Annotated in this window: 10 protein-coding genes and 1 other RNA gene; 6 read left to right on the forward strand and 5 right to left on the reverse strand. The window is 57.0% G+C overall.

Going from position 1 to position 11,838, the window contains the following annotated elements:
• Positions 1-4: 4 nt before the first annotated feature.
• A complete protein-coding gene (locus HX792_RS24125; RefSeq protein ID WP_176998434.1) occupies positions 5-532 on the forward strand; it encodes an outer membrane protein assembly factor BamE in 528 nt (175 codons plus the stop codon).
• Positions 533-595: 63 nt separating this feature from the next.
• On the opposite strand, the gene HX792_RS24130 is transcribed toward HX792_RS24125, so the two are convergent.
• Complete coding sequence (locus HX792_RS24130) at positions 596-898, reverse strand: RnfH family protein (RefSeq protein ID WP_176998435.1); 303 nt, start codon at positions 896-898, stop codon at positions 596-598.
• Positions 891-1,325, reverse strand: a complete 435-nt coding sequence (locus tag HX792_RS24135) for a type II toxin-antitoxin system RatA family toxin (RefSeq protein ID WP_016973780.1) — start codon at positions 1,323-1,325, stop codon at positions 891-893. The genes HX792_RS24130 and HX792_RS24135 overlap by 8 nt, the downstream gene beginning before the upstream one ends.
• A 166-nt stretch (positions 1,326-1,491) precedes the next feature.
• Between HX792_RS24135 and smpB the strand changes: the two genes are divergently transcribed.
• A complete protein-coding gene (gene smpB / locus HX792_RS24140; RefSeq protein WP_176998554.1) occupies positions 1,492-1,974 on the forward strand; it encodes an SsrA-binding protein SmpB in 483 nt (160 codons plus the stop codon).
• Positions 1,975-2,011: 37 nt separating this feature from the next.
• Here the strand turns inward: smpB and HX792_RS24145 are convergent, their stop codons facing one another.
• Positions 2,012-2,779 (reverse strand): GntR family transcriptional regulator, encoded by a 768-nt coding sequence (locus tag HX792_RS24145; RefSeq protein ID WP_176998436.1) that lies wholly within the window; start codon positions 2,777-2,779, stop codon positions 2,012-2,014.
• 250 nt (positions 2,780-3,029) lie between these two features.
• On the opposite strand from HX792_RS24145, the gene HX792_RS24150 reads away from it, so the two are divergent.
• The 4 genes from HX792_RS24150 to ssrA all read left to right on the forward strand — a co-directional run bounded on the left by HX792_RS24150 (position 3,030) and on the right by ssrA (position 8,521).
• Positions 3,030-4,724: a lactate permease LctP family transporter gene (locus HX792_RS24150; protein WP_176998437.1), complete on the forward strand. Its 1,695-nt coding sequence runs from the start codon at positions 3,030-3,032 to the stop codon at positions 4,722-4,724.
• Between the two features lie 70 nt (positions 4,725-4,794).
• A complete protein-coding gene (locus HX792_RS24155) occupies positions 4,795-7,605 on the forward strand; it encodes an FAD-binding and (Fe-S)-binding domain-containing protein (protein WP_176998438.1) in 2,811 nt (936 codons plus the stop codon).
• Positions 7,606-7,741: 136 nt separating this feature from the next.
• Complete coding sequence (locus HX792_RS24160) at positions 7,742-8,023, forward strand: hypothetical protein (protein ID WP_176998439.1); 282 nt, start codon at positions 7,742-7,744, stop codon at positions 8,021-8,023.
• A gap of 101 nt (positions 8,024-8,124) precedes the next feature.
• Positions 8,125-8,521: a transfer-messenger RNA gene (gene ssrA / locus HX792_RS24165) on the forward strand.
• A 336-nt stretch (positions 8,522-8,857) separates the two neighbouring features.
• Here ssrA and HX792_RS24170 read toward each other — a convergent pair.
• Both HX792_RS24170 and HX792_RS30700 read right to left on the reverse strand, forming a co-directional pair.
• Positions 8,858-9,700 (reverse strand): HNH endonuclease, encoded by an 843-nt coding sequence (locus HX792_RS24170; RefSeq protein WP_176998440.1) that lies wholly within the window; start codon positions 9,698-9,700, stop codon positions 8,858-8,860.
• On the reverse strand, positions 9,693-11,156 hold the full coding sequence (locus HX792_RS30700; protein ID WP_176998441.1) for an AAA family ATPase: 1,464 nt from the start codon (positions 11,154-11,156) through the stop codon (positions 9,693-9,695). Before HX792_RS30700 ends, HX792_RS24170 begins: the two co-directional genes overlap by 8 nt.
• Between the last annotated feature and the right edge of the window lie 682 nt (positions 11,157-11,838).

The following is an 11,838-nucleotide window of genomic DNA, read 5'->3' on the forward strand; positions in this document are numbered from 1 at the left end:
ACCGATGCAAAACACCAAGCTCTTGCTAACCAGTTTCACCTTTGTGGGACTGCTCGCACTCGCCGGTTGTTCATTCCCCGGGGTTTACAAAATCGACATCCAGCAGGGCAATGTCGTCACGCAGGATATGATAGACCAGTTACGCCCGGGAATGACCCGACGGCAAGTACGGTTTATCATGGGTAACCCCCTGCTGACCGACACTTTCCATGCCGATCGCTGGGATTATCTCTACAGCATTCAACCAGGTGGCGGTGAACGCCAACAGGAGCGTGTCAGTGTCATTTTTAATGGCAATGACCAGCTTGTCAGCCTGTCCGGCGACTTCATGCCCGGCGTGAGCCGCGATGAAGCCTTGCTTGGCAAGGACAACGGTACGAACGTGACCGCCCCTGCACAGGAAGCGGAAAAACCGAAATCCGAAGTGCCGGCCAAGCCGGGCTCCTTGCTCGACCAGATCCAAAAGGACGTCGACGGCGTGAAAACCGTTCCAGTCCCGACGCCAGAACCTCTGGACGCCAGCCCGCAGTAATAAAGCGGCGCTCAACAAAAAGCCCGGCATGCCGGGCTTTTTGTTGTCTGTCGTTTGGTTCAACTAAGTATTCTGCCGCTTGGCCAATGCCGCCTTGGCCGCGCGCAGCCGTCGCACTTCTTTAGGATCAGCCAGCAAAGGCCGATAAATCTCGATGCGGTCGCCCGCCATCACCGTTTGCGCATCCGGGTCGGCTACCACCTTGCCGAAAATCCCAAGCGGACAATCCGCCAGTTCCACGCCAGGAAACTCCCGGGCGATACCCGACGCCAATACTGCCGCTCTCAAGCTGGTACCCGATGCAACCGCAACCGCGACCAGCACCTGACGGTCTTCGGCGGCATACACCACTTCAATCTCAACCATGCAGTTGCTTGGCCCGCTGGCAGAATGCATCCACCAACGTATTGGCCGCTTGATTGAACAATGGCCCCAACGTCGCACGCACAATGGGGCCCGCGTAATCAAAGGACAGGTCCAGACTGATCTTGCAGGCCTTGTCCGTCAATGCCTTGAACACCCACACCCCATGCAGCTGGGTGAATGGCCCTTCCTGCAGGTTCATTTCGATGGACTTGCCCGGCACCAGCACATTGCGCGTAACAAAATGCTGGCTAAGGCCGCCCTTCGCCACCCCGACACTGGCAACCATATGCTCATCGCTGCTTTCCAGCACCTCGGCGGCAGAGCACCACGGCAAGAATTCCGGGTAACGCGCCACGTCGTTGACCAGGTCATAGAGCGCTTGTGCCGGATAAGGCAGCAAGGCCGAGCGTTGAATGTGCGTCGTCATGTGAGCGTTATTTCCACTGCTGAGGCAAACATCGCGAAAAAACAGCCCGATCCGCGAGAGAAAAAAACCAAAGAATTGCCCGCATTGTCCGGGATTCGTCCAACACGCTCAAGCACGCAGGTTGACCGTAGCCGACACGCTCGCAACTCCCTATAATGCCGCCCCTATGGCTAAACAAAAGAAACACCCCACAGGGACCATCGCGCAAAATAAAAAAGCGCGACACGATTACTTCATCGAACATCGTTTCGAGGCTGGTCTGGTCCTGGCCGGCTGGGAAGTAAAGAGTCTGCGTGCCAACAAGCTGCAGCTGGTCGACAGCTATGTGCTGCTCAAGGATGGCGAGGCATGGCTGCTCGGCAGTCATATCACCCCGCTGACCACCGCGAGCACTCACGTGATTGCCGACCCGGTGCGCACACGCAAGCTGCTGCTCAACGCCCGCGAACTGGAAAAGCTCGCAGCGTCAGTGCAGCAAAAAGGCTACGCGTGCGTCTGCCTGTCCTGGTACTGGAGCAAGCATCTCGTCAAATGCGAGATCGCTCTGGGCAAGGGCAAGAAAGAGTACGACAAGCGCGACACCGAGCGCGAACGCGATTCCAACCGTGAATTGCATCGCGCCGTGCGCAACAAGGGCAAGGAAGAGTAATTCCTGCAACGCTGTAGCCTTGGGGAAGCGTCCCAGGCTACAGGCCCTTGCGACGCTCCGCTCGTGCTACTCGCTGCACTTCCTGACGCACTTCTTCCAACACTTCCTGCACATACAGCAGGTGACGTGTTGAGACCTCCCGCGCCTGCTCGGCCCGTCCTTCGATAATCGCCAGGTACAAATCCCGATGCTGATTGATCAGCATATCGCGGGTTTCCGTACGCTGCTGGTACATGCCGCCGATGTTGGTCACCACGTTTCGCTTGAGCAGATCGAACAAGCCGCGAATGGTGTGCAACAACACCGCGTTGTGGCTGGCCTCGGCAATCGCCAGGTGGAACCTTGCGTCGGCCGCGCCCTCTTCCGCCCGACTCACCTCATCGGCGCGCGTGTAGCAATCCTGCAAGGCTTCGAATGCAGTGGTCAGCCGCTCACGGTCAACTTCAGTGGCACGCAGCGCGGCGTAGTAGGCACAGGACGCCTCAAGCGTCTGACGAAATTCCAGCAGATCACGCTGCGCCTCGGGGTTGTTTTCCAGCAGGTGCAACAGCGGGTCGCTGAAGGTTGAGCCCAAGGACTCAGCCACATAGTTGCCGCCACCCTGCCGACTCACCAACAACCCCTTGGCCGCCAGTTTCTGAATCGCCTCCCGCAGCGATGGGCGCGACACGCCAAACTGCTCCGCCAACGCGCGTTCAGCCGGCAAGCGCTCGCCCGACTTCAGCGTGCCCTCAAGGATCATGCCCTCAAGCTGCTCGACAATATCGTCAGACAAACGGCGCGAACGCACCTGATCAAACCCCATAACTCACTCTCCACAACCCCGACCACTCGCCAGGGCCTCTATTCTGGCCTATCGCCGCGCTCGCAGCACCTATCAGAACGCCTTCGATTGACCCGATCAGAACCCTATCTCCACGCGCCTACGACCAAAGTTTCGCGGGCGGCAAATTGACACACCCCTGGCAAGGCTTTTACTCTAGCCAACAGCGACTGTAAACTGGTATTACCAATTATCCAAGCTGACCAAACAACAACAATCAGGGCCATCCCCTATGCAAACCTGGCAACAGCTCTACAGCCCACTCGGCAGCCTCGGCCTGTCCGCATTGGCCGCCGTTATTCCGATCGTGTTCTTCTTCCTGGCGCTGGCCGTATTTCGCCTCAAAGGCCATGTGGCTGGCAGCATCACGTTGGCGTTATCGATCCTGGTGGCGATCTTCGCCTTCCAGATGCCCGTGGACATGGCGCTGGCCGCCGCGGGCTACGGCTTTGCCTACGGCCTTTGGCCGATTGCGTGGATCATCGTCGCAGCAGTCTTCTTGTACAAACTCACCGTCAAGAGCGGCCAGTTTGAGATCATCCGCAGCTCGGTCCTGTCGATCACCGACGACCAACGCCTGCAGGTTCTGCTGATCGGTTTCTGCTTCGGCGCCTTTCTGGAAGGGGCTGCCGGTTTCGGCGCGCCGGTGGCGATCACTGCCGCATTATTGGTGGGCCTGGGTTTCAACCCGCTGTACGCCGCAGGCCTGTGCCTGATCGCCAACACCGCGCCGGTAGCCTTCGGCGCCCTGGGCATTCCAATTATCGTGGCCGGCCAAGTCACTGGCATTGACGCGTTCAAGATCGGCGCCATGACCGGCCGCCAACTGCCCCTGCTGTCCCTGTTCGTGCCGTTCTGGCTGGTGTTCATGATGGACGGCTTGCGCGGCGTTCGCGAAACCTGGCCGGCCGCACTGGTTGCGGGCTTGAGCTTTGCCGTCACCCAATACTTCACGTCCAATTTCATCGGCCCGGAACTGCCGGACATCACATCCGCCCTCGCCAGCCTGATCGCCCTGACCCTGTTCCTGAAAGTCTGGCAACCCAAGCGCACGGCCGGCGCGCAGATCGCAGGCGCCACCTCCAGCGCCGCGATTACCGCCAGCGTCGGAGGCTTCGGCCAGCCGCGCAGCACAATCGCATCGCCCTACAGCCTGGGGCAGATTTTCAAGGCCTGGTCGCCGTTCCTGATCCTCACGGTGCTCGTCACTATCTGGACCCTCAAGCCCTTCAAGGCGATGTTCGCTGCTGGCGGCTCGATGTACAGCTGGGTGTTCAACTTCGCAATCCCGCACCTTGATCAGCTGGTGATCAAAGTCGCGCCCATCGTGACCAACCCGACCGCCATTCCTGCAGTGTTCAAGCTGGACCCGATTTCTGCGACCGGCACTGCGATTTTCTTCTCCGCTCTGGTCTCGATGCTAGTGCTCAAGATCGACATCAAAACTGGTCTTACCACTTTAAAAGAAACCTTCTACGAACTGCGCTGGCCAATCCTGTCCATCGGTATGGTGCTGGCGTTCGCGTTCGTCACCAACTACTCCGGCATGTCGTCGACCATGGCATTGGTCTTGGCCGCTACCGGCGCAGCCTTCCCGTTCTTCTCGCCGTTCCTCGGTTGGTTGGGGGTATTCCTGACAGGCTCTGATACATCATCCAACGCCCTGTTCAGTTCGCTGCAAGCCACCACCGCACATCAGATCGGTGTCAACGACACCTTGCTGGTCGCGGCGAACACCAGCGGTGGCGTGACCGGCAAGATGATCTCGCCGCAATCGATCGCCGTGGCCTGTGCGGCAACCGGGCTGGTGGGCAAGGAATCCGACCTGTTCCGCTTCACCCTCAAGCACAGTCTGTTTTTCGCCACCATCGTCGGGCTGATCACCCTGGCCCAGGCCTACTGGTTCACCGGTATGCTGGTGCACTGAGACCTGCACGTCACAGGGTAAGAATCGACGCCGGACACTGCGTCCGGCGTCTGCTATTTCTGGAGGACCGATGAGCCTGCCTGCTGCTTTTCTGAGCGACGTCGCACAACTGATCCCGAAAGATCGACGCTTCGACGATCCCCTTTCCACCCTCGCCTTCGGCACCGACGCGAGCTTTTACCGACTGATCCCACAGCTGGTTATCCGCGTGGAGTCGGAAGACGAAGTGGTAGCGCTGTTGCAACTGGCCCAGCGCGATCGTGTACCCGTGACCTTCCGTGCCGCCGGCACCAGCTTGTCCGGGCAGGCCATCAGCGACTCGGTCCTGCTGGTGCTCGGCGACAACTGGAACGGCCGCGAGATTCGCGGGCAAGGCACGCAGATCCGCCTGCAACCCGGTGTGATCGGCGCCCAGGCCAACGCCTGGCTGGCGCCGTTCGGCCGCAAGATCGGGCCCGATCCTGCCTCGATTAACGCCTGTAAGATCGGCGGCATCGTTGCCAACAATGCCAGCGGCATGTGTTGCGGTACCGCACAGAATACCTACCACACACTCGCAGGTATTCGCCTGGTATTGGCCGACGGCAGCCGCCTGGATACCGAAGATGCCGCCAGCGTTACCGCGTTTAGAAAGCAACACGGCCCATTGCTGGAACGCCTGGCTGCACTCGGTCGTGAGACGCGGGCCAACACTGAGCTGGCGGCAAGAATCCGCCACAAATACCGTCTGAAAAACACCACCGGCTTGTCACTCAACGCCCTGGTGGATTTCGATGAACCGCTGGATATCCTGAGCCACCTGCTGGTGGGTTCCGAGGGCACCCTGGGCTTTATCAGCGCGGTGACCTACGACACCGTGATCGACCACCCGAATAAAGCCTCGGCGCTGATTGTGTTCCCGGATGTCGAAACGTGCTGCAACGCTGTGACCGCGCTGAAGACCCAGCCGGTCTCGGCCGTCGAACTGCTGGACCGACGCAGCCTGCGCTCGGTGCAGAACAAACCGGGCATGCCCGACTTCGTACAGCACCTGTCGGAACATGCCTGCGCGCTATTGATTGAATCCCGCGCCGCATCGTCTTCATTACTGCAGGAACAACTCGGCCTGATCATGGCGTCCCTGGCCGCTTTCCCTGTGGAAAAACAGGTCGACTTCACCGAAGACCCCGTGGAAAACGCCCGCTTGTGGGCCATCCGCAAAGACACCTTCCCCGCCGTCGGCGCCGTGCGCAAAACCGGCACAACGGTGATCATCGAGGACGTGACCTTTCCGGTCGAACAACTGGCCATTGGCGTAAACCGTTTGATCGAGCTATTCGACAAACACCACTACGACGAAGCCATCCTTTTCGGACACGCCCTGGAAGGCAATCTGCACTTTGTGTTCACCCAAGGCTTCAACAGCAGCGAAGAAGTCGCACGCTATCAAGCGTTCATGGACGACGTTGCACAGTTGGTAGCCGTGGAGTTTGGCGGCTCGCTGAAAGCCGAGCACGGCACCGGCCGCAACATGGCGCCCTTTGTCGAACTGGAATGGGGCAGCGAAGCCTATCAACTGATGTGGCAACTCAAACGCCTGCTCGATCCCAACGGCATCCTCAACCCCGACGTGGTGCTCAGCGAAGACCCGCAGATCCACCTCAAGCACCTCAAACCCTTGCCTGCCGCTGATGAGCTTGTGGATAAGTGCATCGAGTGTGGTTTTTGCGAGCCGGTGTGCCCGTCCAAGGGTCTGACGCTGAGCCCACGCCAACGCATCGTGATCTGGCGCGACATCCAAGCTAAAAAACGTGCGGGCATCGACACCACCGAGCTGGAAGCGGCCTACCACTATCAAGGCATCGACACTTGCGCCGCCACCGGCCTGTGCGCCCAGCGCTGCCCTGTGGGCATCAATACCGGCGACCTGGTGAAAAAGCTGCGCGCCCAAGAGGCTGATCGTCCGAAAACCGCCGAATGGCTCGCCAGCCATTTCTCGACGGCCCTGCAAGGCGCGCGCTTTACCCTGCACGTCGCCAATGGCGCCCGCATGCTGCTGGGGGCCCCGCGCCTGGCGAAGCTGTCGGCAAAAATCACCCAGTTGTTCAAAGGGCAGATCCCGCAGTGGACCAATGCCATGCCGCAACCGGAAAAAGCCATCCGCTTCAGCCCGGCCGTCGTCGACGAACGACCGCGCGTGGTGTACCTGGCGGCCTGCGTCTCACGGGCGATGGGCCCTTCAGCCGACGACAAGGAACAGACGTCGCTGTACGACAAAACCCGAGGCCTGCTGGAAAAAGCCGGTTACCAAGTCGTATTTCCTGACAATCAGGACAGCCTCTGCTGCGGTCAGCCCTTTGCATCCAAAGGCTACGCCGAACAGGCCGAGCACAAACGCCAGGAACTGATCGCCGCCCTGCTCCATGCCAGCCGTGGCGGTCTTGACCCGATCTACTGCGACACCAGCCCCTGCACCCTGCGGCTGGTGCAGGACCTCGGCGAAACGCGCCTGGACCTGTACGACCCGGTGCGTTTCATCCGCACCCATTTGATGAATCGCCTGGACTTCACCCCACAGGAAGCCCCCATCGCCGTACACGTCACCTGCAGCACCCAGCACCTGGGCGAGAGCCAGGCCTTGATTGACCTGGCGCGGCGCTGCGCCAAAACCGTGGTGGTTCCGGAAGGTATCCACTGCTGCGGCTTCGCCGGCGACAAAGGCTTTACCACGCCGGAGCTCAACGCCCACTCGCTGCGCTCGCTCAAGGACGCCGTGCAATATTGCACTGAAGGCATCTCCACCAGCCGCACCTGCGAGATCGGCCTGAGCCAGCACGGCGGCATCGATTACCACGGGCTGGTGTACCTCGTGGACCGGGTCACCCAGGCCCGCGCCCACTGATCCTGCAAAAAAACAGAACCCTTGCGCGCCGGCGCAGTCATCTGCATAGGCCTCGACGAACGAGGCCCATCCGTGATGTCGCTGGCAGCCGTTGAACGCCAGCAGCGTCGAGCCCTTTTGCGCAAGGAGATACCCTATGAAGCGTTCCGCTCTTGCTGGCTTGTTCATTACCGCTGCGATGCTGGCCTCCCCTGTTTTCGCGGCCGGTGAACCCGACCTGTGCAAAATCAACCTGGACAAAATCAATAACGGCCAAGCGCTGCTCGCCACCGATACCAGCGGCAAAAAGGGAGAAATCGACACCGCCGTCTCCCAGGCCAAGGCGGCCCACGCGGCCGGCGATGACAAGAAGTGCATCGAGATCACCTCCAAGGCCCTGCAAGACCTGCAAAACAGCGACAAAGGCGGCAATCAGTAACCACGGATACTCAAGGCCAACCTTCGGGTTGGCCTTCTGTGACCGTTTGGCGTACACTGCACGAGCTTGTCACTCACTAAGAAACAACGAGTTACAAGCACGGGGCCGTTTAGGATTCGACGCCGGTTGCGAAACTTTAGGTGCATGCCGAGTTGGTAACAGAACTCGTAAATCCACTGTTGCAACTTCTTATAGTTGCCAATGACGAAAACTACGGCCAGGAATTCGCTCTCGCTGCGTAAGCAGCCTTAGCCCTGAGCTTCTGGTACCTTCGGGTCCAGCAATCACCAGGGGATGTCTGTAAACCCAAAGTGATTGTCATATAGAACAGAATCGCCGTGCAGTACGTTGTGGACGAAGCGGCTAAAACTTACACAACTCGCCCAAAGCACCCTGCCCTTCGGGTCGCTGAGGGTTAACTTAATAGAAACGGCTACGCATGTAGTACCGACAGCGGAGTACTGGCGGACGGGGGTTCAAATCCCCCCGGCTCCACCACTTCATCATCTAAAGACGTCCACGGACGTCTTTTTTGTGCCTGAAATCCGGCGGAATCAGGGGATTCCTGCAATTGTGAGGTTCACAATAGTTTTTCTGAGTTCCCGGCGCACTGGTATTCCAGCTGGTATCCCGCTGACCGAAAAGGTACTCGCGTTGGCCCGTTAGCGGCAGACAGCGATCGACCAAGGGGCAGCTCTCGGCCAGAGGCGATCATTTGCCTTGTAGGCAATAGTCCGAATCAGGCTCACCTCAGAAGCTCGCTCTATCGTATCGAGGAAGATGCTGAGCAGTTTCATCACTGACTTGGTGATGCAACGGGATTTCGATTCGGCCTCACGTCAGGCAATCATGTAGAAATCGATCTTGATTGACGAGCTCCTGGTACAAAGCAAGCTTCCAGTTCACCGGGCCCCTGCCCTCGGTATGCTGGTCGATCCAGCCCTGCAAAAAAACCCTGAGGTCGTATGTCGTCGTTGCCTTGCGGGCTCTCGCACTGATCCTGAGGTCGTAAAACTCGGAGGGTGCTTCTTCGCGATAGCGTTCAAGAAGGTTGAGACGATCGAAATGTTGCTCAATGAGCGCAAAACGATGTGCGTCAAAGTCGTCAGGGCACACCAAGCTAAAGGTCATATTTGGAACTGCAGTTCCCGCAACATCTAGCCAGTCAACCTCAGGACATACGATGGCTGAGGTTGGCAAAGCATCGGCGTAGAAGTTTATAAATGCCCGTGCACCGTTGACCAGCCACGTCTCGCCTTTAATCGCGTTGCATTGTCCGCAACACGGGACGAGGTTGTAAGCGTGAACTGAAAACTCCGGAAAACGAGCCTTGGGCAGATAGTGATCAAACTGGCCAGGAGATCCAATACCACAATATGGGCATATTTTCCTAAGCGGTAGTGGCTGATTCCCACGTATAAGCCGCTTGAGTTCAGATAGAGCATCCACCTCAACTGCATAGCAGTGCAGAAGCGCTGCAGTGTGTTCGTCCTCCCAAGCCTCAGCCCCCAACGTCGTCAGCGTCTGATTGTCGAAATGTTCCTGAAGAAGGTCATACCGTTGCAGAACTCTCGTCAACGCCTCATCCAAGGCAATCTTGGTATTACCTCGCTTACGATCGATGATGCTTCGCAATTGCTCTTCAGGCTGGCAAGCCGGGAATTCAAGATTATGCATCGCCACGCCCTGCCAAGGACGCCAGATACGCACTAGCGTGCAGGCTCAATTGCCCGTCGAACATTTCGGCGATTTCACCCACGGTAAATTCGTCAATGAGTTCTCGAAATGTCTGTTTGTAAAAGCTTGGGGTTTCAACAGTCTCGAACACCATTTTGGTGAGCTCAGACAGATTTTCTCCAAACGACTCCTGTTCCAGAGGATAGGCAGAGGTGACATATTCGGATCGTTCGAATCGCACGACGCGACTCCCCGGGACCTCTTGAATCACAACCGGTGAATGGGTCGCGACGATGGCATATGAATCATATTCTTCAAGTAGAAAATGAAGAATACGCATCAGCATTGATACTGCTGCGGGATGAAGATGGATCTCAGGCTCATCGAATAGAATCAGCGAATCCTCTTTCATATACGCGAGCGCTGCTGATACGAAGTAGATCAGTATCGATTGTCCCGAACTCATCGCAGGGATCGACCCGTCGTCGATTGATTTGATATAGCGTCCGATGGAAACCTCTCTTTTGCTGACATTAGAAATGAGCGCGATCTGTTTTTCCCACATATCTTCCCTGTCCAGTTCTTGGATGCGCTTCAAGAATTCAATATGTCTGGCTTCCAAAGCGGTGCGCGAGAGCTTTCCACCATCATCAAGAACGCCACAATAGATGTAGCTGATGTTCTTTTTCTGGGGTCTGATGAATTTATCGAAGGCCGAAAACGATAACGCGATCACTCGTGAAAACAGAGGCCTCTGAGGCCGAAAGGCATCTTCAATCTGGCGAGCACTCGCGCGCGAGAGCCTTACAGGCGTTGCAAGATCAATGGCTAAACGAGCAAGAAACTGGGTCTTGCCGACTCCGTTACGGCCAATAATAGCAACCAGTCTTCCGGGTATCGGATCTTTACTGTCTAGTGGAAAGGATACGGTGACGGGAACATCGGCCCCTGGAATTCGCGCGTCATACTTAAAGGCATATTCATACTTCTTAGAGCGTGCCGTCCCTTGAAATGAGCCCAAACCATAACGCAACGCCATCTTGGCTTCGTTGTAGCGGACGAGAGAATTCCTGAACCCAGTAGTAGTTTCTACAGCATCCTGAAGCTTCGGCGTCAGGACCACGTCGTTGATAGCTTCAAGTGCCGCTCGTCCAAGCTTTGCTCCAATGTTTCTGCGGGCGTTCTCGTAGAAATCCAGATTTTGGCCCAAGGAAACGTAGGTTTCGTCCAGTTCAGTAAAATGGGCGGGCACCTTTGTCACCGGGTTACCTTGATGAAGAATCTTGGTATCGCCCCACCTCGTGGGATCGCAGGCGGGATCCTCAAAAAAGAAAAGACGGAACTGAGTCTTATAGTTGAAGTCATCCCAATCAATTTTTACAAAAACGATGCAGGGGTACTCGGCCCCAGATGGGGGCTGGGGTGATGATTTTTTGGTGCTTTGATAAAAATTCACGACAAATCCTTTTATGCAGGTGCTGCTGGAGCTGGTCAGTTGTGCCCGTCGGGACGTCAGGCTGCTAATGCTGTTGATATCCAGAAGTGGTCATCTAGGTTGAGCGCTATCCAGAATGACTTTGGCCTCAATTTCAAATCTGCTCAACAACGCGGCACCATCCATAACCCCAAAAATCTGATTGATCGTGGCGATTTCCCGGTTTACTTGGTCTAGCTGAAAGTCAGCGTTGTTGTATGCAGCCTCCGCTAAATAGAATGAGTTCCCCAGATAGGCTATCCACAATGTAATCGAGCAGAGTGTCACCGGAGCCGTTGAAAAACATTAAGATTCGAACCCGAAGCCACCGAGGCACTGACTTGCTGAAAATAGCCTTTGATGGCGACGACCGGTTGAATCCGCCCAATACACCAGTCAGCTCTTTCAGTCCGCGCTGCTGGAGCATGGGATAACAAAGCATGAGCCGCAGGGGCAATGCTGGGACAACGCGCCAACAGAGCGTTTCTTCGGGACATTCAAATCAGAGTAGGTGCCCATCAAGGGCTATATGACTATTGAAGAAGCCAGGAAGGATGTGACCAGCTTCTTCATGCGATACAACCGAATCAGACTCCACAGCAATAACAATTACTTGTCGCCAATAGCCATGGAGCAGCAGGCGGCTTGATCACCGTAATCGGTG

Source organism: Pseudomonas sp. B6002 (genome assembly GCF_013385985.1).
Classification (GTDB): Bacteria; Pseudomonadota; Gammaproteobacteria; order Pseudomonadales; family Pseudomonadaceae; genus Aquipseudomonas.

What these genes read in the sequence shown, in the direction of transcription:
- HX792_RS24125 (WP_176998434.1), top strand. Translation starts at nt 5, where the DNA reads ATGCAAAACACCAAGCTCTTGCTAACCAGTTTCACCTTTGTGGGACTG.
- HX792_RS24130 (WP_176998435.1), bottom strand. Translation starts at nt 898, where the DNA reads ATGGTTGAGATTGAAGTGGTGTATGCCGCCGAAGACCGTCAGGTGCTG.
- HX792_RS24135 (WP_016973780.1), bottom strand. Translation starts at nt 1,325, where the DNA reads ATGACGACGCACATTCAACGCTCGGCCTTGCTGCCTTATCCGGCACAA.
- smpB (WP_176998554.1), top strand. Translation starts at nt 1,492, where the DNA reads ATGGCTAAACAAAAGAAACACCCCACAGGGACCATCGCGCAAAATAAA.
- HX792_RS24145 (WP_176998436.1), bottom strand. Translation starts at nt 2,779, where the DNA reads ATGGGGTTTGATCAGGTGCGTTCGCGCCGTTTGTCTGACGATATTGTC.
- HX792_RS24150 (WP_176998437.1), top strand. Translation starts at nt 3,030, where the DNA reads ATGCAAACCTGGCAACAGCTCTACAGCCCACTCGGCAGCCTCGGCCTG.
- HX792_RS24155 (WP_176998438.1), top strand. Translation starts at nt 4,795, where the DNA reads ATGAGCCTGCCTGCTGCTTTTCTGAGCGACGTCGCACAACTGATCCCG.
- HX792_RS24160 (WP_176998439.1), top strand. Translation starts at nt 7,742, where the DNA reads ATGAAGCGTTCCGCTCTTGCTGGCTTGTTCATTACCGCTGCGATGCTG.
- HX792_RS24170 (WP_176998440.1), bottom strand. Translation starts at nt 9,700, where the DNA reads ATGCATAATCTTGAATTCCCGGCTTGCCAGCCTGAAGAGCAATTGCGA.